Raw genomic sequence first — 26,930 nt, 5'->3', positions numbered from 1 at the left:
GGGGCATATCACCGGCTCACCGACCCCGTTACCGCTAGCTAAACCTTACTCCCACTACATCAGCTGGCTGGAAGAGCGTGCTGATGAGGATTCTAAAGCGTACTGGGAAAAGTACCTCCAAGGGTTTGATGAGATGACTGGTCTGCCTAAAAGACAACACTTTGATTCTAACGACACTGTTTTTGGCTGGGAAAGAGAGTTAATAATAATTGATCAAGATAGAGTAAAACAATTGGATAAGATTGCGCGGCAGTATAACCTGACGCAGAATTCTATTTTTACAACAATATGGGCAGTATTGCTATCTAAGCTTTGCAATTCAGACAACGTCCTATTTGGCTCGGTAGTTTCAGGCAGGCCCCCGGAGTTATTGAATGTCGATCAGATGGTTGGATTATTCATTAATACCATCCCATTACGAATCCAGCTAGATGAGTCTGATACATTTATTGACTTAATCGAAAAGACTCAGCAGAACTCCTTGGAGTGCAAAGATCATCAGTATAATTCCATTTCTGAATTTTATTCAATGACAGAGCTTGGCTGGGACTTATTTGACCACGTATTGGTATTCCAGAATTATCCCAGGTTTAGCAGAAATAATTTGAAAGATCACCTTGTCAGAGAAGGTGAATTTCAGGTCGAGGATGAAAAAGGCATTACTCAAAATAATTATGACTTATGGTTAAATATCATACCTGGTGATCAAATTAAGGTAAATTTTGAGTACAATGCTGCTATCTATGAACCAAGTCAGATGGCTGCCATTGCTGCATATTTTGACCAGCTCATGGAACAACTATTGTCAGATGTCAAACAACCGCTGAATAGAATTAATCTCATTGGTAAAGACCAAAGCTTGTTGCTTGAAAGTTTCAATCAAACATTGCAACCAATAAGCAGAGATAAAACTTACTTTCAGCTTTTTCAAGAGCAGGCAACAAAAGATCCGAATAGAGTCGCAGTTAGTCATAATGGTACCAGCCTGACATATTCTGAACTACTTGCACAGGCCAATAAGCTGGCCCGTGTTTTAATTCAACATGGTCTCAAGTCAGGTGATCGTGTAGGCGTATTGATGCCTCGTGGTATCGATATGCTTACCAGCATATTGGCCATTTTAAGATGCAGGTTGGTGTATGTTCCTGTAGATGTAAATTACCCATCAGGAAGAATAGAGGATATTTTGAATGATAGCGAGGTAAAAATTCTGCTTACTAGCAAGGCTCATGATAAGCACTTTGAATATACAAATAATGAGTTCACAAAAGTTTATTTGGATAACCTGGAGGATCAAACATCAACCCTTCTATCCATCAACGATGGAGAGTCGCAAGACTTAGCTTACATCATTTATACATCCGGAACTACCGGGAAGCCCAAAGGAGTGATGATTCATCAATTTGGGATGATCAATCATCTGCATGCTAAAATATCTGATCTGGGAATATCCAAAAACGATGTAATTGCCCAAACGGCTTCGCCATCATTTGATATATCTATATGGCAGTTTCTGGCGGCCTTGCTGGTGGGGGGTAAAACCGTAATTATTGACAGGGAGATCGTACTGGATTCCAATCAATTGGTTAAAGAATTGCAGGACCATGAAATCAGTATATTGGAGTCTGTACCTTCTCTAATATCCGCCTTTCTGGAAGGGATAGATCATAATCAAAATTTCACGTTGGAATCGTTGAGGTGGATGATACCAACGGGGGAACAGCTTTATGGTTCTTTAGTTAGGAAATGGTATACTAAATTTCCTGATATAAAATTACTGAATGCATATGGACCTACTGAAGCCTCGGATGATGTGACCCATTATGTGGTGCCTTATCCTTTTGAGGGAAAGGGCAATGTGCCTATTGGCAAGCCTATTCAAAATATGCATGTCTATATAATGGATGACCATCAAAACCTGTGTCCTCCTCTAATTCCAGGGAAAATTTGTGTTTCAGGAATTGGGGTTGGCCAAGGATACTGGAAAGATCCCGACAAAACATCAGAGTCATTTGTAAAGAACTCATTGGCCAATGGTAATTCTGATTTCACCAGATTGTACATTACTGGAGATATTGGCTACTATCTTCCCGATGGTAACATTATTTGTTTAGGCAGACAGGACGAACAGATTAAGATCAGAGGCAATCGGGTTGAATTGAGTGAGATACAAACATGCTTTTCTGCAATTGATGGTGTCAAGGAGTCTGCTATCGCAATGAAAGATATTATTGGCTCTGCTGAGTTAATAGCCTATTACATTGCAGATAACGAATTGGCGTATAAGGCGGTGAAAAACCAGTTAGCTGCAAAGCTTCCTGAATATATGATTCCAGCCCATATTATTCGCTTGGAAAAGTTTCCTTTAACAACCAATGGAAAGCTGGACAAGAAATCTCTGCCTCTACCCACAATAACAAAATCAGCTGCTCATCAGGGTCCGAAAAATGATACCCAGCAGAGACTTTGTGAAATTTGGGGACAGATTTTAGGTATCGACCCGGATGCTATAGGTATCGACCAAAACTTCTTTGAGCTGGGAGGTCAGTCGCTAAGGGCCATTAATTTTCTAAATTCTCTTGAAAAAGAATTTGAAACCAGAATTTTCCTAGCCGAATTTTTTGAATCACCAACTATAAGTTCAGTAGCCGAACACATAATGATCTCCTCTATTACAGAGGAATCCAAAAATTCTGAAAATAAGATCACATTATAAAATCATGGAAAACCTATTAAACAGGTTGGAGGCCCTGGGGATTTCCCTGGCAGCCAACGAGGACAATTTGGATGTTTATGACCCCAATGAGAACCTTTCCGAAGGTCTAATTAGTGAAATAAAACATAACAAGAGTCAACTTTTGAGATTACTAAAAATTTCTCCTAATACGGAATTCAAAGAGATTCCAAGAATTCCAAGAACGTCCTACTATCCATTATCCTCCGCACAGAGCCGGATGCACTTTATGCAACAAATGGAGCCACAAACGACTAGCTACAATATTTCTAAAGTGGTAACTCTTGAGGAAATAGAGCTGGAAAGACTTCAAAGGACACTGCATCTATTAACACAACGGCACGAGAGCCTCAGGACCAAATTTGCTATTATAAATGACGAGCCCGTTCAAATCATTTCAGATAACCTTGAAATAAAAATTGAACTGTTTTCAGAAAAGGATGGTGATGCCGATAAACTAATTCATGACTTCATCAGACCTTTCGACCTTCACGAGGGACCTTTGTTTAGAGTTGGGTTAGTTGAAAAAAGCTCCGGAGAAGGTTTATTGCTGTTGGACTTTCATCACATAATTGTAGATGGCATTTCATTGGATATATTGTTTAAGGAGTTCAGTATGATTTATATGGGCCAAGATCTTGCAGGGCCCAAAATTCAATATGTAGATTATGTTGCATGGACTCAAAGTGCCTACTACCGAAAAGATATAGCAAACCAGAAAATCTTTTGGCTGAAAGAATATGCTGAATTGCCTTCTTCCTTAGATCTGCCAACAGATAACAATAGGAGTGAAAATCAGCTGAAAGAAGGTCAAGTATACAGATTTGGCTTTGATGAGGCGCTTACACGTTCTTTGAAAGAACTCGCGAAAGCAAATAAGTCTACAGACTTTATGCTTATGTATACACTCTATCTCCTTTTTCTGTCAAAAATAACTGCGCAAAATGATGTTGTTATAGGAATTCCAACAGCAGGCCGTCTACATGCAGACTTAGATGAGGTAGTTGGAATGTTTACTAATACACTGACAGTGAGAAATCATATACCTGCTGAAAGCTCTTTCGAGGGGTTTTTGTTAATGGTTAAAACAAAACTATTGCAGTGCTTTGAGAACCAGGCGTACCAGTACGAGGAACTGATTGATGAAATAAAGGTGCCAAGAGATATTCATAGAAATCCACTTTTTGATGTGATGTTTTCTTTTCAGAATTTTAAAAACGAACCTTCAGGTAAAACAAAAAACAATAAAAAGCTGCGATTGGAGAAGTCAAATGCAAAGTTTGACCTCATGCTGACAACAGGAACCAGGAACGAACAATTCTATTTAAACCTGCAGTACGATACGGGGCTTTTTAATAGTAAAACTATTGCTGCATTTGCTTCATATATGGAAACCATTGCCAGAAAAGTAGTAGCAGAACCTAAGGCACCGATTGCTGAGTTGAGTCTTTTACCCCAAGATAGTAGCAGGCAACTGGCTGACACAATGAAACGAAGTATTGCTCCGGAATACAAGATGTCTGTTATAGACCTCTTCGACAAGAATGTGACGTCTTATAAAAATAAAACTGCGTTGTTTTCAGAGGGTAGATCAATGACTTATAACGATTTATACGAGACTTCTAATCGTATTGCCCAAGTCTTAATTAAAGATTATGGTATCGGTAAGAATCAATTGGTTGGTGTGAAAGCTAATAGAAGCATTGAATTAATATCCTGCCTATTTGGAATACTCAAATCGGGGAGTGCTTACGTGCCCATTTATATTAATGACCCTCAGGATAGGGTGGCAAAAATTGCTACAGATGCAGGTTTACAAATAATCATCACAGATGATGTCGACATAAACCCCAATGCCTTTCCTCAAACACAGATAGTTCAGTTATCGGGAATTATGGAGAAAGCACAGCAGTTTGATGCAGAGCCACCTAAAGTTTCTTTGAATAAAGATGATTTGGCTTATGTCATTTACACTTCAGGGTCTACGGGTACACCTAAGGGTGTAATGATTGAACATCATTCATTAATAAATCTTATTCAGGACCTTCAAAAAAGGTATCCGTTAAAAAAGGATGATAGCTATTTATTTAAAACATCATGCTCATTTGATGTTTCCGTAGCAGAAATTTTTGGCTGGTTCGCAGAGGGAGGATCACTTGTAATACTAGATCAGGGAGCGGAAGAAGACCCATCAGAAATACTATCCTGTATAGATAAGTTAAAGGTGACGCACAGTTCCTTTGCACCTTCTATGTTTTCAGTCGTTGTGTCACATCTTGAGGCAACGGGTACCCCGTCCATTGAAAGCCTCAAATATGTTCTTTTAGCCGGTGAGGTGTTACCCATGGAATTGGTTAAACGTTTCAATTTGCTTGAAGCTAAAGCGAAGTTGGAAAATCTTTATGGACCCACAGAAGGAACTGTCTATAGTAGCGCTTACTCAACAGAAAATATCAAAGATGAAAAGTCTGTGCCCATAGGCCAGCCCATAAGCAATGTTGAGATGTACATTTTTGATGAACACATGAACCTGCTCCCTTATGGGATCAAAGGAGAACTATGTTTAGGAGGTATTGGCCTGGCAAGGGGGTATTTAAATAATGAAGATCTTACCCAGGAGAGGTTTGTGCCAGATCCTTATGATAGCTCCAAAAGACTTTATAAAACGGGAGATATAGCTCGAATTAGAGAGGATGGTAATGTTGAGTTTTTTGGCAGAAAAGATCATCAGTTAAAGGTACATGGCTTTAGAATAGAGGCCGGAGAGATAGAGAGCTGCCTTTTAGAATACGAAGGTATCACCGAAGCGGTTGTAGCTACTAAAGAAGAAAACGAAGACCAATATTTGGTCGCGTATTATGTGGCTGAGGAAGAAATGGATCCTTTAACAATAAAAAACTATATCAGCGACAAGGTATCGCGCTATATGGTGCCTGCACAGTTTGTTCATCTTGCTGAAATGCCCCTTAATGCGAGTGGAAAAATCGATAGGAAAGCCCTTCCCGATGTAGAGAATACCACCCGGGATGTGTATGAGCCACCGGCTAATGAAATGGAAGAAAAGATGACAGAAATATGGGCTGATATTCTAAAAATAGACAAAAGCCGCATTAGTGTCACCAGTAGCTTTTTTGAGCTTGGGGGTCACTCACTACGAGCCACCAAACTAGTAAATAAGGTCTACAGAGAAATGGGAGTGCAGATATTGTTGAAAGATCTGTTTAATAACAAAACGATTCGGTCGCTATCAAAGTTTGTCACTGAAGGTATACAAACGGAGTTTGTAAAAATTGAGAAAGCCGAAGAGCGAGATTCATACCCATTATCTTCTGCTCAGAAGCGCATATACTTTTTGTATGAATTTGATAAGAAGTCTACAGCTTATAATGTTACTACCACAGTAAGGGTAATAGGAGATATTGATAAGGATAAAATTGATAAGGCCATCAATAAGCTTATTGAAAGGCATGAAATATTAAGAACTACATTCCATTTGGTTGACGATGAGCCGGTTCAGGTTATCCATGATACTATTGACTTCCAAGTAGAGACGTATTCATTAGAAGCGGGTATCAATGGAAGCGTTACCAAAAATTTTATAAAACCCTTCGACCTTGCTGTTGGCCCACTTATTAGGGCTGTGCTTCTCGAAACGCCAGAGAAAGATACATTTCTAATGATAGATATTCATCATATAATAGCAGATGGAATATCCAAAGGAATTCTTTTTAGGGAATTCAAGAAGCTACTTCATGATAAATCGCTTCCGGACCTCAAACTTCAATATAAAGATTATGCCGTGTGGCAGCAGGGAACTCAGCAAGAGGCCCTTGCTAAAAAGCAAAAAATGTTTTGGCTCAACGAGTATTCATACACTCTGGAAGCAATAGACTTGCCTGCCGATTATGAAAGACCACTGTTTAGAGATTATTTAGGGAGCTCATTAGACCTCGCCTTGGAAGAAAATGTTGGAGGGAGAATACAAAGCATCACGAAACAAAATGAAGCAACATACTTTATGTTCTTCCTCACAGTTTATAATATTTTAATAAGCAAACTAAGTGGTCAAAAAGACATTGTAATCGGTACGCCTACATCTGGTAGACAGCATGATGATCTGGAGCAATTGGTTGGTATGTTTGTCAACACCCTGGCCATTAGAAATCAGATAAAGAATGAATATACTTTTGAAGACCTCTTAGCTCATGTCAAAGCCAAATGCCTGAGATGCTTTGAAAATCAAGGGTATCAATATGAAACTTTGATCGAAGACCTGAACATTCCCAGGGATACTGGCAGAAACCCACTGTTTGATTTAATGCTGACATACCAAAACAATTCGGCACAATCTGACGCAGCGGGGGTAGCGTTTGAAACCGTAGTGGATCAGTCAAATTATTCCAAATTTGATCTTACCTTGGGCATCTCAGAGTACGACAAAGTATTCAAACTACAAATAGAGTACTCCACTCAGGTTTTTAAATCAGAAACTGCTCAAAAGTTTTTGACCTATTTAAAAAGAATTATTGATCAGGTAATCGAAAATCCATCGATCTTATTATCTGAAATTGAATTGATTGATGAGGACGAGAGAAACGAATTGATTAATTCTCTCGGTCAGGGGGAGGTTGTGGAATTCAAAGAGCATAATGTGTTGAGGCTTTTTGAAGAGCAAGTTGATAAAACACCACATCATGTGGCATTGCGTTTTGACGATCACGAGTTGACCTATCAACAACTTGCAGACCGAGTAAATAAAATTGCCAATTATTTAGTTCAGCAAAAAGAAGTCAATCATGGTACTGCTATTGGTGTCTTACTCAACAGAGAAGAATGGCTGGTTCCGTGTATTTATGCCATATTGAAATGCGGAGGCATATACATTCCTATAAATCCGTCTGATCCTACCGAAAGGATTCTAGGAATTATGAAGGATTCCGGGATAAGGATGTTACTTACCCGGGAAGAGATGGTAGAGGTATCTTCTCTACCTGAGTTGAGTTTGATTGATCTTAATAAAGATACCCAACAGATTGAAGAATGCGGGGTACGTTTTCAGGGCTCAGAAGTGCTTAAGGATGATCCTGCATATGTAATTTACACCTCAGGCTCCACAGGTAATCCTAAAGGTGTGATGATAACACACGCCTCCCTAGCCAATTTAATTCAGGGTATGCAAGAGAAATATCCCTTGGATGAATCTGATAATTTTATGTTTAAGACCACTCATACCTTTGATGTCTCCATGGCCGAGATATTTGGGTGGTTTTTAAAAGGAGGTTCTTTAACCTTGTTACCGGCAGGTGGTGAAAGCGATCCAGAGCAGATAGTGAGTACTATTCGTGCGCATGGTGTAACGCATATCAACTTTGTGCCTTCCATGTTCAGAGCTTTCTTAACTTGTATAGAGAAAAGTGGGTTGGAAGAAATATCCAGTCTAAAGTATATTTTCCTGGCTGGTGAAGCACTCCCACCAGAATTAACACAAAGATTTTTAGAGCAAAATAGTGCAATTGCTCTGGAGAATATATATGGGCCTACGGAGGCTACAATATACACTAGTGCTTATTCAGTTAGCCAGGTACAGGATAGATCGGTCCCAATAGGTAGACCTTTAGACAATGTGAGCCTATATATTCTTGATGAAAACCACCAATTGGTACCAAAGGGGGTAAAAGGGGAATTGTGCATTGGTGGAAAAGGACTTGCTGTGGGTTATTTTCATAATGAAGATTTGACTAAACAAAAGTTTATCGAAAATCAGAACCTTGGTGGACAAAGAGTTTACTTGACAGGTGATTATGCTCGATGGCTTCCAAATGGAGATATAGATTTTCTTGGCAGAATAGACCATCAAGTGAAGTTAAGGGGCTTTAGAATCGAACTGGATGAAATTCGATATTATCTGAATAAACACCAACAGATAGATGACAGTCTGGTGGTATTAAATCATGACAATGAAGATGATTATCTGGTCGGGTATTATGTGAGCGATGAGGAGCTCAATACCGGGCAACTCATGAGACATTTGGTACAATACCTACCTCATTATATGATACCAACTTATTTTGTTCGACTAGATCAGATTCCTTTGTCTACCAGCGGCAAGGTAGATAAAAATGCCCTACCACAACCACAAATAAATCAGGGCGAAATCCATAAACCAGCATCTGATCTTGAGAATGAGCTGGCAATTATATGGGGTGAAGTATTAAAAATGGAACCCAGTGAAATAAGTGTATCAAGCACATTCTTTGAACTAGGAGGACATTCCCTTAAAGCCATTGTTTTGATGAACAAGCTACATCAGAAGCTAAATGTAAAAATATCATTGCAGGAAATCTTATATCAAAATACCATTCAGATGATGGCTGAACATATTGAAATGTTTAGATGGCTTAACGAAAGTAAACAAGAAGGAGATACGAAATCAACAAATGTGATTATTTAATCATTTTACTATATGAATGACTTCCTAATAAAGCTTAAACAAAAGAACATCAGGATAAATGTTGTGGATGATAACTTGTCTTTGGACATACCTGAGGACCTGGAGGTACAGGATATTCTCGCGGAGGTAAAGGAAAAAAAACAGGATCTTATATCTTTCTTAAAAAACATCAACACTGAGAATGAGTTTGAACCGATAACTCCATGTGCACAGCAGGACAGTTACGTGTTATCTTCTGCCCAAAAGAGGCTCTACTTTCTATTTGAATTAGATAAAAAATCAATCATCTATAACGTAGTACAAACGGCTCAGATAAAGGGAGATGTTGACATTAGCTATCTCAAGAAAAGTTTTGAAATTTTAGTTTCACGCCATGAGAGTCTTCGTACTACATTCAGAATCATAAATGGTGAGCCCAGACAAATCATTAGTGATTCTATTAATCTAGAAATTGAAACATTCACTGCTTCTGAATCGGAGATAGACGATGTTATCAACAGCTTTGTAAGGCCTTTTGATTTGAATAATGGCCCTCTAATCCGCGTTGGGCTAATCAAGGTTGAGGAAGCCAGATATATATTAATAGTAGATATGCATCACATAATTGCCGATGGAACTTCCCAGGGGATTTTGATAGATGAGTTTAATGCAATTTACAAGCAGGAAAAGTTGTCACCCATGCAGGCCATTCACTATAAAGACTATGCGGAGTGGCAGCAATCAGAAAACAGGAGAAACGAACTAAAAAGACAAAAGGAATATTGGATAAACGAGTTTAACGAGCCTGTAACAGTATTGGAGTTGCCAACCGATTATCCCAGACCATTTATTAAAAAAATTGAAGGCGACCAATTAGCTGTTTCCTTGGGGCACAAAACTACCTCAGCATTGAAATCTCTGGCCAGGGAGGAGCAAGTAACCATGTTTATGATACTACTATCCGTGTTTAACATCTTGTTAAGCAAACTGACTAACAAAGAGGATATCATAGTAGGAACACCCGTTGCCGGACGCGATCACGCAGACCTAAATGGAATGGTAGGGATGTTTGTAAACACCTTGCCAATCAGAAATAAGGTGCGAAGTGAAATGACTTTCAAGGAATTTCTTGGTGGTATAAAGACAAAAGTCTTGTCATGTTTTGCCAACCAGGAATATGAATTTGAAGGATTAATAGAAGAGGTGAAGATTGAGCGAGATATGTCCCGTAACCCCTTATTTGATGTGATGTTTGCTTACCAGAATTTCGAAAGGTCTGTTATGGAAATACCCGATCTGGAGATCGACAGGTATAGAAGCAAATATACAACTTCCAAATTTGACCTCACTTTGATCATCAACCAGAGTGATGATGACATTTTTTTAAACTATGAATTTGCAACCTCATTGTTTAAAAGAGATACTGTCTATCGCATCTCTTCCTATCTCCAACATATTATTGATCAGGTTATCGCAAATCCCGACAAAAGAATATCTGAGATTGCTCTAATGACAGAGCACGAGCAAACCTCGTGGCTAAAAAAATGTAATGACACCTCCATAGAGATTCCGGAGACGACTCTTGTGGAGCTGTTTAAAGAATCTGTAAGCAAAAGACCGAATGCCCTGGCACTCAAAGATCAAGGGCAAGAACTGACCTATCATGAGCTGGATTTATTTTCAGATTCCATAGCGGCAGCATTAAAAGGCTATGGAGTTAAGGTCAATGATGTCGTAGGTATCTATTGCTCTCCTTCGGTTGAGTTAGTAGCTTCTATGATAGGCGTTCTCAAGTGTGGGGCTGCATTTATGTTAATCGATCAGACAAATCCTAAAGATAGAATCGAAACTATGGTTAAGGATAGTTCCTGTAATGTTTTGATCACAAATAGGTCAGTAAATATGCCGCAGTTCCCTGAGCATGTGGTGAACATAAATGAGGTGCCAACAAAATCAGGTAGTCCAATTGATTATGCAAAGTCAGATAACTCAGACCCCTGCTACATCATGTATACTTCGGGCAGTACAGGTAAACCAAAAGGCGCGATCATAAGACAGGAGTCATTAATCAACTTGTGCATGTGGCATAACCTTCAATTTGAGGTTTCACATTATGATCGGGCTGCAAAATATGCTAGTGTTGGCTTTGACGCTACAATATGGGAGATATTTCCGTACATCATAGCCGGAGCTTCTATTCATTTTATACCTGAAGAGCTAAAACTGGATGTAAAAAAGCTGAATGTTTTTTTAAAGTCTAATGAAATATCGATTTGCTTTTTGCCGACACCGGTATGTGAGCAATTCCAAATGGAAGATAACAATAGCCTCAGAGTTTTACTTACTGGTGGAGACAAGCTGAGTTTTGTGAAAGATAAGCCCTACCTCATAGTAAATAACTACGGTCCCACGGAAAATACGGTGGTAGCCACCTCTCACACGATTACAAAAGGAGAAAATAAGAATATTCCTATCGGTCGACCTATCTTCAATACAGAAGTATATATATTGAATAAGGACGGGCAATTATTACCACCCAACGTGCCAGGAGAACTGTGCATAGGTGGCGTGGGTTTAGCCAATGGTTATCTGAATAATGAAGCTCAGACCGCCTTAAGCTTTGTTGACAACCCCTATAGAAGTGGAGAAAAATTGTACAGATCAGGAGATATGGCGTGCTGGTCACCTAATGGTGACTTAAAATTCTTGGGGCGTTTGGACGATCAGGTACAGGTTCGTGGTCGCAGAATCGAGCTTGGAGAGATTGAATCTTTTCTTTCAAGCTTCGAAGGAGTCAGGAATTCGTGCGTTGATCTTAGAACTATCTTTGGCAATGAGTACCTGGTAGGGTATTATGTTTCTGATCACCATTTGGAAAAGAATGAAATCAAAGACCATCTGATGCAGTCTGTACCGGAATACATGGTCCCGCATTATTTCGTCCAAGTAAAAGATACACCACTAACACATAATGGAAAAGTAAACAAAGCAGTGCTTCCAGATCCGGAGGTTCAGCTTAACGATTTTAGAAAGCCAAAAAATCAGGTCGAAAAGCAACTTGTACAAATGTGGGCTGAAGTAATAGGTGTGCACCAATCGACAATAAGCACAACGAGTGATTTCTTTGAAATCGGAGGTCATTCTCTAAAGGCCGCCGCTTTAGCAACAAAACTCAGCACTCATTTTGACACCCAAATTGAACTGCTGGACATTTTCAGATTTCCTGTTTTAGAGGATTTTTCAAATCATGTGCTTGCAGCAAATAATACAAAGATTGAGGAATTTGACCATATCAAGAAAATTAGCAATGGTTTGTCGGATGATAATCTGTTTTTTGTTCATGATGGTAGTGGGGATATTCAGGGGTATTTGTCTTTATCAAAAAGATTAAAGAATTTCCATTGTTGGGGTTTAAAATATACTGACTCTAATGCCTATGGCCCTCAAGCTGTAGATTTTAAAAAAATGGCCAATGAGTATATCCGTAACATACAGAAAGTGCAAAATGAAGGCCCGTATACTTTGATAGGGTGGAGCTTGGGAGGAGCACTGTCCTTTGAAATAGCCAGGCAGCTTGAGGAGTTGAATGAACAGGTTAAGGCGGTTATAATGATAGATTCCTCATTCAATTCACCTGCTACCGTGACGAAAACAGAAGAATTTACGAAGTACAAGGAAAGAAAATTTATATACGAACATCTCAATATCGACTTAGCAGATATGGAGGTCAGTAGTATTGATGAACTTTGGCGTCAGGCAGTAATAAACTTAAATGAGCCTAACCTCTCATCATCTAAATTAAAAGATGCTATACCCAACGAGTATAAAAAGATGGTTCCATACTTTGAGGAGCTGAGCTATGAGCAGGCGATTAAATCTTTTAATAGAATACGATCTTTAAAATATGGTCTTAACACCTATACATTTTCCGATGAATTAAACTGTAAACTTCTTTTATATCAAACGGAATCTTCTGCAGTGTCTACAGAAGATTTAAGCTGGCTGGGAGACAATCTAGTCTTAAAAACAATTGGCGGTGATCACCATTCAATTATGAAAGAACCCCATGTAGAAACACTGGCCGAGTATATTTCTTCGGACCTGTAACCGTTTGCCGATTCTAAATTTATTTTCTTAGATGCCTATTGGCATCATTCAACCTGACCAAATAAAAACGACTATGCCTTACTTATCTCACACCCTAAAAGTGTTATTAGTATGTTACATTTTTCTTTATTCTACTAACATACAAGCTCAAATATCTGAGGAAGCACTCAATGAAATTGATGAAGAAGTCCTCAACCAACAAGAGAAGGGACATATTCCTGGATTATCTGTGGTTTTGATCAACGGAGAGCAAGAAATAATCAGAAACTATGGATATGCTTCGAAAAGACATCAGGACTCTGTTACCTCACAAACATTGTTTGAATTGGGCTCATGTAGTAAGGCGTTTACAGCGCTGGCAGTAATGAAATTAGCCAAAACCAAAAAGATTGATTTGAGTGATTTTGTGTCCGACTACTTACCCTGGTTTAAAGTATCCTATAAAGACCGGTCTCGCGAGATTACCATTCAGCAGTTGTTGCATCACACCAGCGGCATACCTTGGAATACAATTTCACTTATACCCCCCACTGATGCGCCTGGAGCTTTGGAAGAGACTGTTAAGAAACTAATTGATCTGGAGTTGAAGGATGCCCCGGGGGTAAAGTATGAGTATGCCACAATAAACTATGATGTTTTGGCCTTAATTATAGAAAAGGTGGTGGAACAGCCCTTTGAAGATTACATGCAACAGGAGATTTTTGAAGAACTGGAACTGAAGTCTACTTCGATTGGCGAGCCCTCAGATACCTCAAGAATGGCAACAGGTTATCGTCTAGGTTTTTTCAGCGCTAGAGAATTCAATGCCCCACGCTACCGCGCCAACAATGCAGCGGGCTATGTGATATCAAATGCCCGGGATATGAGTAGATGGGTCAAATTTCATATGGGGATGGTGGAATCTGATTTATATCCTTTGGCTAAACTGACACACCAAAGAGACGAATCTGTTCCATTACATAATATGAATTCTTACGCGTTTGGTTGGGAGGTGTCCCTCAACGGGTCGGGTAATATATTTCACACGGGTCGAAATCCAAATTTTACGAGCTATGTGTCCTTCGATCCGGAAGGTATATTAGGTGTTGTAATACTTGCCAATAGTAATAGTAATCAGACAGCCGCAATTGGTGAAAGAGTAATGAAAATTATGTCAGGTGAAAAGGTGCATAGGAGATTTGACCCTGGTGATGGAGGGGATAAAGTATTTTCATATGTCTCTATTGCGCTGGCTCTTTACACCTTACTGGTCTTGGCATTCATGGCCTACATTATTAGAGGTATTTTTAGAGGCGAAAGGAGGTTTACCAAATCTATTGTTACTAGTAGCATTAAGTTTTTCATTTCCCTAAGCATAATTGTCCCCTTCATTTACGGCGTTTACTTGTTGCCAGAAGCAATTGTTGGTTTCAATTGGGAATCTATCATGGTATGGACTCCATGGAGTCTTCATGTGCTAATTGTTTTATTAATGCTCTCAGTGGGAATTACCTACATAGCACATGCAGTTGCTCTTATATTTCCTGATCATAATCGGTATCGTCAGCTGGCACCTCAAATAATCATAGCAAGTATATTATCCGGGCTTTCTAATGTTGGTGTAATTATTATGGTAACATCGGCTCTAAATACTGATATCGAACTGAAATACCTGATTTTTTTCTATGCCCTAATACTTTTTGTCTACTTAGGAGGGAGGAAATTTGTTCAAAGCAACTTGATTAAAGTTACCAGAGGATTAATATATGATTTGACATTAAAGCTGACAAAAAAAATATTTTCTACCTCCTATGATCATTTCGAAAGAATGGATAGAGGTCGGGTATACACTGCATTGAACAATGACGTCAATACCATTGGGCAGTCCAGTAATACGTTTCTAACCCTAATAACAAGTGTTATCACTGCAATTGGTGCCTTTTTATACCTGGCATCCATTGCGGCCTGGGCTACGCTGTTAACTATCTCATTGATTATAAGTCTATCTACCATTTACTACTTTGTAAGTAAGAGCACTAATAAATACTATGAAGATGCCAGGGAGGCTAGAACTGTTTTTATGCGGTTGATCAACGGTATGATTGATGGGTTCAAGGAGTTGAGTTTACATCGTAAGAAGAAAATTTTCTATAAAGATGATGTTGCAGAAAGTGCTAATGAATTCAGAGAAAAAATTTCAAAGGCTGATTTACGATTTGTTAATGCTTTTCTGGTGGGTGAATCATTACTTGTGGTACTATTAGGTGTAGTTGCATTTGGACTTCGTGAGATGTTCCCAAATATTGAATTTTATACAATCATGAGCTTTGTGATTATTTTACTTTACCTGATTGGGCCTATAAACGGCATTTTGGGCTCTGTGCCCTCAATATTGCAATTGAGAGTGGCATATCGTAGAATAGTCAACTTCATCAAGGACATTCCGGCAAATCAGGACCTTTATGAAAAGGCACCAGCACTTTCTGAGAAAATAGAAAGTATTGAAGCCGAGGGTGTTATATTTCAATACAAAAAGGAAACATCGGAAAAGCCATTTTCCGTGGGCCCTATAAACCTTAAAATTAACGGTGGAGAGATCCTTTTCATCGTAGGCGGAAACGGAAGTGGAAAAACCACGTTCGCCAAGCTCTTAATGGGTTTATATAATCCTGATGAAGGCAAGTTTAAAATTAATGACCAAGTAGTTGATCCTCGCTTCTTGGGAGAATATTTCTCTGCTGTTTTTAGCCCAATGTACTTGTTTCAAAAGCTGTATAATATTGATGTCGATGCAAAGAAGGAAGAGATAGCGTTTTATTTAAAACAGCTAAACCTGGAAGAGAAGGTAAGCATAAAAGAGGATAGTTATAGCACAATTAACTTATCTGGTGGTCAAAGAAAAAGGCTGGCACTGTTGCAATGCTATCTGGAGGATTCACCCATCTATCTGTTTGATGAATGGGCAGCAGATCAAGACCCTTCCTATCGTAAATTTTTCTACAGAACTCTTTTACCCAAAATGCGGAAAACAGGCAAAATTATTATTGTTATTTCTCACGATGACCATTACTTCGATGTCGCAGACAAGATCGTAAAACTGGATCAGGGAGCTTTAGAGAAATTCTCTGACACCCTCCACCCTTCCAGACAGGTGAGTTTACCAGATGTGACCTCTTAGCCATACAGTAATCAACTTACAGCTATTGTTGGCTCATCTAAAAAACCTTGAATTTCTATTGTTTAAATATAAACCCCAATCAAAATGAAACTGAATGTAGATATTTTTATGCAAATAGCGAGGAATGAAAAACGTTACTCTAGAAGTACTAAGAAAATTCTAGCCTTACACCTAATCGCCGCCCTTTTTCTAATAACTCCTCTTTGCTCCATTGGCCAGAAGAGTGAGCAGTTTGTGGTTGATAATAGGTCAATAGATATCAACCATCTCAATAGTGAGATTGAGTCGGTTATGGATACCGTTATTGTTCCTGGAATGTCTCTTGCCGTGATTGATCAGGGTGAGGTAGTTTTCTCAGGAGCTTACGGAGTCAGGGGTAATGATGAAGAAGTTACTGAGGGGACTACATTCCAGGCAGCTTCTCTTTCAAAAGTATTTTTAATGTATGCCGCACTGAAAATGGCCGATGAAGGTTTACTAGACCTGAATAAGCCGGTTTATCAATATCTCCCTAATCCGCGTTTATCTCACGATGAGAGATATCTAAAAATCACCTCTAGAATGTTATTATTTCATACGTCAGGTATAGAAGATTGGGAAAATGAGAATAACCCACAAATCTTAGAAATAATCAGTGATCCTGATGAGCGCTTTGTGTACTCCGGGGAAGGGTACAACTATTTGGCAGATGCCATAGCTGAGATTCTCAACAAGCCAATAGTACAGTACATGAAAGAGTTGGTGTATGAGCCCTTGGGCCTCAAGCATACATATTCGGCATTTGAGCAGGGAGGGACTATCCCCGCAAATTACGCTTTGGGTCATAGTAGGTTTGGCAACCTCATAAAAAACCAATCAAAAAATCTTGAACCTATTCCTTCTTCTGCAATTCAAACTACTGCAAATGACTATGCGAAAATGATCATTGCGATGTTTGATAAAAATCGAATACCAACGACACTTACAGATGACTTCATAAAGCCAGTATTTAACCAAGATAATGGAGAGAACTTTTATATGGGGCATGGATTCCAGGTAGAAGTATCTGATGGAGATACGCTTTTACTTTTTTGGGGGAGTAACCCTGGTTATAGAGCGCAAATGTTCTATTCAGTAAAAAAATCTAGCGGACTTGTACTATTTACTAATGGTAACAGGGGGGAATTAGTGGGTAAATATCTAAGCAAGAAAATTCTATGTGTGGATGTAAACAGGTTTTTTGATCAGGGGATGTTTGAGCAATATCCAAGCAATGCCTGTACTTTATTTAAAAACTACCAGGATGATAAGACCAAACTACGGGAAAGCCTCGAACGGTTGATTGATGATACCCAAGGTAATATTGGTATGAATACGTTAAGCGAGTTGGCTTATATATTAAAGAATAGACATCCGGCATTTGTAGAGGAGATATTAGAGAAAAACCTTGAACTATACCCAAATTCAGCTCAGACCTATTGGGTGAAAGGAAAGATGAAATTAAGGGAAGGAGAATTTCAAGAAGCATTGAAAAGTCTCCATAAGGCAAAAGAAATGGGCTATGATGACAATTTTTTGGAATTTGACATTCAAATCTGTCAGGATAACCTGGCCGAGTCCAACAGATAATACAAACAGCATTCAGACAAATAAAATCACTTCTTTATACTTTAAATTCTAATCAAATGAGCTTTATTAAAACCAAAACCGAACTGCCTAAAATCAAGCAAATAGAAAATTTGAACCCGCAGGAGTTTATTGATTTCTACCAGTCTAACTCTGAAGAAATTGAGAAGGAGTTACTCCAATTTGGAGCTCTCAAATTTATAGGTGTAGAAATTAACTCGACTGAGGACTTCGAGAAAATAACCGGGTCAATTTCTAATAAGTTCTTGAATTATATTGATGGCACATCGCCTAGAACAAAAGTTTCGGGCAACATCTATACATCTACAGAGTACGATGCTAGTCAAAAAATTACTATGCATAATGAGCTTTCGTACTCAGCAAAGTGGCCTCGTAAACTTTTCTTTAGCTGCATAACCCCTGCAGAAAGTGGTGGAGAAACCCTGTTAGCTGATAGTCGTTTGATCCTACAGAATATGAAAGAAGAAATTGCAGAATCTATTGAGGAAAACGGTATTGTTTATTTAAGAAACCTTCATGCAGGTAAAGGCTTGGGAATGTCATGGAAGAATGCTTTCGAGACGGAGAGCAAAGAGCAGGTCGAAGCCCATTGCCGCGACTTAAATATAGATTTTGAGTGGAGAGCAAATGATTCCCTTAGATTGAAGCAAAAATCAAAGGGAATTATAAGTCATTGGAAGACAGGAGAAAAAATCTGGTTCAATCAAGTGGATCAGTTTCACCCGATTCAGTTAGGTAAAGAAGTATATGAAGCCATGGCAGCCATTTACGATTCTCCCGAAGATTTCCCCACTTACGTAACCTATGGGAACGGAGAGCCAATTCCAGTGGATACGATAGAAAAAATACTTCAGTGTATTGAAGAAGTAACAGTGGCTCCTAAGTGGAATCGGAATGAACTGCTTATCGTTGATAATGAGATGGTGAGTCATGGAAGAAACCCGTACACAGGGCAGAGACGTGTAATAGTATCAATGTCTGCTTGAAAGAAACTATTGGTTGGTATGAATAGATATGCCATTTTTCGCCTGCTAAATCATAATTGATATTCATCTTGTCATCCCAAATATTGCTGGCACTCACTGTAAGACAAGGGCGGATGTAAATATCTCTGACAAACTTAAATTTCACCAAAATGACTGAACTAGTAAACCTTGCGAAAAAACTCTATCAACCTATAGATAGAGTAGCTCATATTAGTAAGCTTGAGTTTGAACAAAAATACGCCTCACTTAAACACCCTTTGGCTATCGAAGATATGACTTCTAAATGGCCTGCCTTAAAGCAGTGGAACCTCGAATCATGGAATGACAAATTGGGAAATTATCGCTTTATGGCTGTAAAGTCGGATACAGGGTCAAAAAAAGAATTTTCTTACAACGAGTATTTAGAATACCTCAAGTGTTATGATCATCGCCATCCCTATTATATAAAAGATTGGACCTTCTACGAAGATTTTGAGGATATGAAAAATGATTACCAGGTACTTCCCCATTTTGAAAATTGGCTGTGGTCGCTTCCTCCTGATGCGATGGAATTTACCTGGATCTATATCGGTCCTAAGTACTCATATTCTAAAATCCATCTTGATGTTTTTATGACTAACGCCTGGAATGTGGTTGTTGAAGGGGCGAAACTATGGCTTTTTTTTCCGGAAGGCCAAGCCCCTGAGATATCGAATGATGACCCCAATGGTTATTACTTTCCATATGATGGGAAAACCCAAGGATACTATACCATCCAACGAAAAGGAGAAATAGTATTCACACCAGGAAATTGGCATCATATGGTAATAAACTTAGAACACTCCATTGCGTTGACTGAAAACTTCATTAATCACACCAATTACGAAATGGTGGAGGACTACCTAAGGAAACATAATAACAATATTGCACTAGGAATCCTCGATTCATTAAAGTCGAAATTCTTTGTGAACAAATGAAATTTTCAGTTGGATCAAACTTTACCTGGCTAGGTAAACCCTACTGAACATCCCTTTTTGACAACCCTAAAAATAATTTATGATGGACAAGAGAATTACCCTCTTTTGTTTGCCCTATGCTGGTGGGTCGGCAAGCGCCTATAGCCAGTGGGGTAAATACTTAGATGAACAAATCCAAATAAAGCCTCTAGAGCTTGCGGGTAGAGGTAAACGGATACATGAGCCTCACTATGCTACTGTTAATGATGCGATACAAGATATATTCGAAATAGTACAAAAGGATATAGGACAAAAGGCATATGCATTTTTCGGACATAGTATGGGGGCAATGCTTTCTTACGAACTGGCTAGAAAAATTCGAGCCGATGGCTCACGAGAACCTCAGCATATTTTTTTTTCTGGGAAAAGCTCTCCACATATTAAAAGACCGGATGCAAAGAAATATGCCTATTTAGAAGAAGAAGTGTTTAAGAAAGAAATCATCAACCTTGGGGGGACACCACCAGAATTTTTTGAACACCCCGAACTAATGGAACTGTTCATTCCGCTGTTAAGGAATGACTTCCGAATTGCTGAGACTGACTTTACAGATAGAAAGACAGAGTTGTTTAATTATGATATCACAATATTCGCAGGTAAAGATGATGATCTTACACCTGCGCAAATTGATGGATGGAAAGAGCATACAAGCGGACTGTGTAGTATATTCCATTTTAACGGGGGTCACTTCTTTTTGCATGAGCACGCAAAGTCGATGATCAATATTATTAACAGAACCTTACTCGAAATACCTGTTGTCCATAGTAATTAAAACAACCAATATGTGAATATCATGAAAACGAAGATTTTGTTCATTCCCCATCCAATGGCATCACACATCATTCCACTTGCCTCCCTGGCAAAAATGTTAAGCCCCGAATCTTACCAGATGACTTTTCTCTTACCAAAGGAATTTCATTCACACATTCAAAATTTGGGCTTTCAAACATTCGAAATGGACCGACAATGGAATGATGAATTGATGAAGGAGTTGATGACCATAGAAGCATTTAGGCCAGACATATTAGTTGATGATTTAAATTTTTACACAGGCTTTTCAAGCAGAGTTCACTCTATTCCAAGAGTATCAATTGTAAGAACCGGAATTTTGCCAAACGAACAAAACACACCTGGCTATGAGCATAGTTCGGGGCTAATCAAACACTTTGATAAGCTGAAGTCGTTTAAACTTTACGAGGAAAATATGTGGGAACCACAGTCAAAGAGTGATCTTTTTGTAGGTGATGTAAATATATTGCCGGCCATTCCTAGTATAGAAAAGTTGCCTGATAAGATACCTGATAAACAGTCATATTTTTACTCTGGACCATTAGTTTTAAATGACTTGGACATGACTGCAACCGGGGTGTTCTCAGATGATATGTTCAAGCTCGTTTCCGATTTCTTAAGCAGAAATGAGGATCGAAAAAAGATATATTTTACAATTGGGCTCGGTCAGCCAGAAGTTATTTATGAAAATGCCCTAACGTGTTTGCAGCATTTATTGGATAAAGGGCATGCTGTAATTACTAATATCGAGAACTTCGAGCCCCATGAGGAAGTAGCAGCTCAGTGTTTTTATGCCCCGTTTGTCCCAATGAACCAGGTTTGCCGTAATGTAGACTTAATGATTCATCAATGCGGGAGTGCTACCTATAACTATCAGTTGCAACACACTCTGCCTGCAATAGTCCTTGGAAGCAAGTGCTACGATCGGGATGATATCGCCATAAGGTTGGATGAGGTGAATGCCGCTGAGTATATATCAGCTGATTTGGATAGGGGTACATATCATGACAAGTTCATCAATAGTGTCCAAAGGTTGCTTTTCAATAAAGAGAAAATAGATGCAATGAAAAAGATTCTCTGTAGGCTGAAAGGGGAGATACAAAAGGTTCAAGAGGAGTTTGACTTTGATGAAATAATCAATACGCTACTCAGTAAGCATCATAATTCAAAGACCAAAACAAAAGTGTTGTAATTAGAAAACCAAATCAGATAGAACGATTTTCAATGCGAATGAGTTTTAGCATCTTGTTTCCTGTGATCTTTATTTTAAGTGCAAGGTTGATCGGGTTACTTCTGAGGTTATTTACAATGAGGCTCTGAGCACTTCAATACATAAAAATGGAACACAGAACTATAGGGATAGTAGGTGGGATGGGACCACAGGCAGGAGTAACACTTCATGAGGCTATCGTGCGACACACTTCGGCAATAACTGATCAAGAACACCTTTCTGTTATTTTAATGACATTTCCTCGAGCGATACAAGATAGAACCAAATTTTTATGTGGTTTAACCAAGGAAAATCCTGCTGATGAAATTATAAAAATAATTGAAAAACTCAATCGGGCCGGTGCTGAGGTTATTGGAATTCCTTGCAATACATCTCACTCACCTAAAATATTTAATTTGATAAAAGAAGAAATTATCAAGCACAATCCGGATATTAACCTATTATACCTGCCCTCCGAAGTTTTGACATATATACATAGACATCATCCTGAAACAAATCGAATAGGAATAATGATGACAAATGGCACTTATCAGTCACAGATTTATTCCAATTTGTTGCATAACTGTGGATTTGAGGTTGTCCTTCCTGATTTCGAATTTCAAAATGAGATTATACATAGATTAATATATGACCACCAAATTGGGATTAAGTCAAATCCCATTTACATAACAACCGAAGCCATTTCATTATGGAACTGTGCCTTGGACTATTTCAGAAAAAAAAATGTAGATACCATATTGCTAGCTTGTACCGAATTGTCTTTAATCTATTGGCCTGGCTCTATAAAAGATATGAATGTTATTGATTCAATTGAAATATTGGCTAAAGCATTAATTAGAGAAGCTACAGTTCTTCCTCCACGAGACCAGGAGGTTGATTTAGGTATTACGTTGTAATTTTTGGAATGTAAAACACAGAATAAAAACTAAATTCATTTTAATTGAAGACTGCGATTTTTTGTACAAGTTATATTGACTTTAACAATTACAAAAGGTATAAAAAGTGGATTGATTATTATTCAAATAAGTTGGATATGCTCAATGCTTGTGAGTTGTTTATAATTGATGATGGTAGTCCCAATACTATGTTTGATCATAGGGTAGCTATCTTTAATGCGTTGGAATTACCGGATACTTTAAAAAGCAAAGTTAATCTGATTCATTTTAAAGATCATTTAGGGAGGCTGTCTATATCTGATTATCCCGGATGGTGGAGGAGTTTTTCTTTTTCAATAAAGTTGGCGGAAAAATATGGTTTCGATAAAATGATACATATTGAATCGGACTTTTACATTGTTAGCAGGAAAATGTTCGATTACATTCAAAAATTGTCTGTTGGCTGGACGGCTTTTTATTCACGATATTATGACTTTGCTGAAACAGCCATTCAGGTTATTTGTAGAGATTCTTTTGATAGTTTCAACAAAATATATTGTACAGCAACACATCAAGATTATCGATTTAGTGAAATCGCAGAATATGTTATACCCTTTACTAATATTGAGAAGAACTTTTACGGGGATAGATTTGGTGAAAGAAATGTCTTGCAAGAATGGGTCAAGAGAAAAAAAATGCCAATAGATATAGATTATATAGGACAATTATCTACTTATTCCAATATAAAAGATTATAAAAATTTATTTAAATTATAAATTTAGTTAAAAAAATGAAACCCAATATAAACTCTTACTGGTCTAATATTTAAAATTTCAGATTATTAAATTCAATTGAAATCATTGGTGTATTGACCGCAAGATAAGTTGAATAATTTGAATCAATTTTTAAAGGACTCAAATGCCAAATTTTATCCTCAACTATTACTGTATTATCTATTTTATCCAATCCTTGAATAGGCAAAGACAACCCACGACTGTCAGCCTTTATTACACTTTCTTTCATTGTCCAGTAATTAAAAAAACATTCGAACGGCTTATTATTATCCAGAATTTTCAACCATTGATCATTTGTCATTACTGATTTTAAATCATTGAAATCTATAGGTTTTATTTCTTCTATATCAATGCCTAGTCGGACATTAACACCTAATGCACAAACAACATATTTGCCAGAATGTGAAATATTAAAATCGATTTTTCCAGGTAAATATGGGCGGTTGTATGAATTATATTTAACTTTTCTAAGTATATCATGTTGTAAGTTGTAAGACTTTAACCCTTCAAGTAATAATAATTTACCATATAAGTGGGCGTGTTTATCCTGCCATCTAACATAACGTTTGTTTTTCTCAATCATTTTTAAAGGAAGCATATTTAAATAGTCCCTATATCTCTTCATAGGTAAAATTTGATTGATTTTTGAATAATATACTTTTACAATATGTTCTTTTTCCACACTCTAAAATAATTAAAGTAATTATTTTATTGGAATTTATGTTATTCTAACCCTCATTTTCATCAGTCTTAGAGTCTAGGATATTGAAAGGGGGTGCTTACACCTTCACCAAGCTTTGAAGAAATTAAGGGTAATAAACAAAAATTTTCTAAGTGAGGTATTTACATGATATATTAAATATTAAGATGCGTCATTTAGAATTTAATTTTCTAAAAATCAACCACACTACCCAATGCATCATCAGCGTCTTTATGAATATGATTTGCTTGGTAATTAGTCGTTGTCGTAAGATGTCCATGGCGATATAGCTTTTGAAGTTCAATAGGATGTATCTTGTCACCGGCAATATTACCGAAAGTATGCCTTGCTATAAGGGTAGAATTTTTTTGTCAATACTTGCTTCTGTAGCAATCTTTTTTAAGTATTTATTATTAAGTCTAGATGCACTTCTGCTTTTCTAAAGATGTCCCTTTTGTCTTTTAGGCTAACATTATTTAGCAAGTGAAATACATAACCACAGTTTTCTTTCCCTTTGTATAATGATAAAATTTTGTCAGCCTTTTTAGGAATTTTTAACGAAACAGGCTTTTCGCTTTTACGCATGACGTAATATAGACGCTGGTCTTTAAAATCTGACCATTTCATTTCAATAACATCTCTAATTCTAATACCTGCAAAATAAAAAGAAAAAAGCCAGACATTTCTTGCATGCCAAATATTGCTCTCAGGCTCTAATTCTAGGTCTTCAATTTTAGTCACCCCTTCTTTAATAAGCTGCATTCTCTATCAAAAATTCTTAATTGAATGTTCCAATATCGGAACCATTCCTTTCGTCCATATCTGTTTGACCAGGCAAATGATAGCATGAGAAACGAAGCTTAAATGTTCCGTTGAAGGAGCATTCAATTATTGAGTTTACGGTAAGCCTTAATGCTCTGTTTGTAAAAAAAAACGCAAAATATCCCCCAATAGGATCAAATGTAAAAAAGGAATTGAAGGGACTTTATTTTCCTAAAAATGCATATAGTCATAAAAAATAGTAAAATATAATTCAATAAAATAGATTGAATTTTAATAATAAATCATGAAAAAATGCTTGTGTTTTGATTTTTTGATTAATACCATTGTGTTAATTGTATACGATCAAACTATAGCAAGCGTCCTTATAGCAAAAGCTGTCCTAGTTTGATGTTTTTTTATAGTATCCTATTTGACGAATACAATGCATTTTATTATTTAAAAGTCGAACAATGTCAAAAATATGCCTTCAAGAAGAATTTGTGGTAAAAACTGTTTCAAAAGTCATTGATAGCACATACGCTTCCTACAGTGGGAAACCGGTGTTAATTCATTCGGTCAGGTTGCTGACGGTTCAGCGGCAAATTTTATCCGTGGAGATGAGTCTGTAGACATAACTTTTGACTGGAGATGGATTTCAGTTGATGGTGCCAATGAAATAGTCAGTGTAGACTTTTATGTTCAATGGACTGAGACTTATGTGAATGAAAACGGTGATGCTGTTGTGGCTAACCATGGTACAGAACTAGTAAATACTGTGACCGCTGGTAGTAACAGAGAGGACATCACCTTTACGTTGACTCAAAGTGACATAGCAGCAGCTTTTGCTGGCACCACTTTTAACTACGATGATGGTAATGATGCTGCGGTAGATGTATTTACCTATGCAGGTAAACCATCAAGAAATGTTGCTGGTGGACAGCCGTTTATTGATGGTGATAGTTTTATACTAACATGGTCTCTAACTGGTGCTGACGGTAGGGTATTCGAAGGGTGGTCTCCTAGTGTATGTACTGAAGTTCCTGGTTCTAACTGTCAGATTGGTTGGATTGTAGAATGTGGTCAGGTACTTAAAGACCCTGTTCAAACATATGCAATCTCTATGGCAGATTCATATGGTGATGGTTGGCAAGGATCTAAGTTAGTAGCCTATGTTGATGGTGCTGAATTTCAGACTTTTGTGGTCCCTAATCTATATGATGCAGCTTCAGGTAGCAGAAATGACCCAGAATTTGTAACGAATAAAGAAGATTTTATAGTTCCGGTAGGATCACAAGTGTGAGCTTTGAGTAGGTGAATGGTGATTATCCTGCAGAATGCACATTTTCAGTCACATCAGCCAAAGGCAATGTTATTGCAAAGGGTGGTCCTTCTCCTGCTACAGGAGCAGTCGTATTAGATTTATGTAAAGAAAACGAGTAAGATCAGAACTACTCAATTTAAAAGGCACGGATAAAATCCATGCCTTTTTTATTTTTCAGTTTTACTGAAATAGCTGAACATTTTATATTTTCTCAGAGAATTCTAAACAAATTGTCCCAATTTCGGGACAAGCTGTTTTCAACATATCCATTATTGAATATCGGTAAAGTCTCATAATCCTATGATATTTGCAATTACGAGCCTATCAAACAGGTTTTCACCGAAATGCCTTCTGTTAAGCTTATAGACAAACTCATTGAGGTACAATTGCAAATATTTCCCTTTGATCTTGTGGTAGTTGCCA

At 37.8% G+C, this 26,930-nt stretch carries 14 protein-coding genes and 1 pseudogene; 12 read left to right on the top strand and 3 right to left on the bottom strand.

The window, feature by feature from the left end:
• From RIB54_RS00075 to RIB54_RS00025, 11 genes are all read left to right on the top strand, one after another.
• A partial coding sequence (locus RIB54_RS00075) for a non-ribosomal peptide synthetase (RefSeq protein WP_350098585.1) occupies positions 1-2,716 on the top strand: 2,716 nt, incomplete at its 5' end.
• 4 nt (positions 2,717-2,720) lie between these two features.
• Entirely contained in the window at positions 2,721-9,185 is a 6,465-nt protein-coding gene (locus RIB54_RS00070) for a non-ribosomal peptide synthetase (RefSeq protein WP_350098583.1), read from the top strand.
• Positions 9,186-9,197: 12 nt separating this feature from the next.
• Positions 9,198-13,271: a non-ribosomal peptide synthetase gene (locus RIB54_RS00065; RefSeq protein ID WP_350098581.1), complete on the top strand. Its 4,074-nt coding sequence runs from the start codon at positions 9,198-9,200 to the stop codon at positions 13,269-13,271.
• Positions 13,272-13,344: 73 nt separating this feature from the next.
• Positions 13,345-16,428 carry a cyclic peptide export ABC transporter gene (locus RIB54_RS00060; protein ID WP_350098579.1) on the top strand — a complete coding sequence of 1,028 codons (3,084 nt, stop codon included), beginning with the start codon at positions 13,345-13,347 and terminating at the stop codon, positions 16,426-16,428.
• An 84-nt stretch (positions 16,429-16,512) separates the two neighbouring features.
• On the top strand, positions 16,513-18,036 hold the full coding sequence (locus tag RIB54_RS00055; RefSeq protein WP_350098577.1) for a serine hydrolase: 1,524 nt from the start codon (positions 16,513-16,515) through the stop codon (positions 18,034-18,036).
• Positions 18,037-18,092: 56 nt separating this feature from the next.
• Positions 18,093-19,040 (top strand): TauD/TfdA family dioxygenase, encoded by a 948-nt coding sequence (locus tag RIB54_RS00050; protein WP_350098575.1) that lies wholly within the window; start codon positions 18,093-18,095, stop codon positions 19,038-19,040.
• A 149-nt stretch (positions 19,041-19,189) separates the two neighbouring features.
• Positions 19,190-19,996, top strand: coding sequence for a cupin-like domain-containing protein (locus RIB54_RS00045; RefSeq protein ID WP_350098573.1), 807 nt, complete (start codon positions 19,190-19,192; stop codon positions 19,994-19,996).
• Between the two features lie 79 nt (positions 19,997-20,075).
• Positions 20,076-20,807, top strand: a complete 732-nt coding sequence (locus tag RIB54_RS00040; RefSeq protein ID WP_350098571.1) for a thioesterase II family protein — start codon at positions 20,076-20,078, stop codon at positions 20,805-20,807.
• Positions 20,808-20,828: 21 nt separating this feature from the next.
• On the top strand, positions 20,829-22,016 hold the full coding sequence (locus RIB54_RS00035; RefSeq protein ID WP_350098569.1) for a glycosyltransferase: 1,188 nt from the start codon (positions 20,829-20,831) through the stop codon (positions 22,014-22,016).
• Positions 22,017-22,162: 146 nt separating this feature from the next.
• Positions 22,163-22,951, top strand: a complete 789-nt coding sequence (locus RIB54_RS00030; protein WP_350098567.1) for an aspartate/glutamate racemase family protein — start codon at positions 22,163-22,165, stop codon at positions 22,949-22,951.
• A gap of 44 nt (positions 22,952-22,995) precedes the next feature.
• Positions 22,996-23,706: a hypothetical protein gene (locus RIB54_RS00025; protein WP_350098565.1), complete on the top strand. Its 711-nt coding sequence runs from the start codon at positions 22,996-22,998 to the stop codon at positions 23,704-23,706.
• Between the two features lie 49 nt (positions 23,707-23,755).
• On the opposite strand, the gene RIB54_RS00020 is transcribed toward RIB54_RS00025, so the two are convergent.
• Positions 23,756-24,406, bottom strand: a complete 651-nt coding sequence (locus tag RIB54_RS00020) for a 4'-phosphopantetheinyl transferase family protein (protein ID WP_350098563.1) — start codon at positions 24,404-24,406, stop codon at positions 23,756-23,758.
• 417 nt (positions 24,407-24,823) lie between these two features.
• Entirely contained in the window at positions 24,824-25,186 is a 363-nt protein-coding gene (locus tag RIB54_RS00015) for a site-specific integrase (RefSeq protein WP_350098561.1), read from the bottom strand.
• A 718-nt stretch (positions 25,187-25,904) separates the two neighbouring features.
• On the opposite strand from RIB54_RS00015, the gene RIB54_RS00010 reads away from it, so the two are divergent.
• Positions 25,905-26,486 carry a hypothetical protein gene (locus RIB54_RS00010; RefSeq protein ID WP_350098559.1) on the top strand — a complete coding sequence of 194 codons (582 nt, stop codon included), beginning with the start codon at positions 25,905-25,907 and terminating at the stop codon, positions 26,484-26,486.
• A 311-nt stretch (positions 26,487-26,797) separates the two neighbouring features.
• On the opposite strand, the pseudogene RIB54_RS00005 reads toward RIB54_RS00010, so the two are convergent.
• Positions 26,798-26,930: pseudogene (locus tag RIB54_RS00005) on the bottom strand (IS1595 family transposase); the annotation flags it as partial.

This window comes from Fulvivirga sp. (assembly GCF_040218215.1).
Lineage (GTDB): Bacteria > Bacteroidota > Bacteroidia > Cytophagales > Cyclobacteriaceae > Fulvivirga.
The sequence above is the reverse complement of the archived record's forward strand: the minus strand, read 5'-3'. Positions and strand labels throughout refer to the sequence as shown.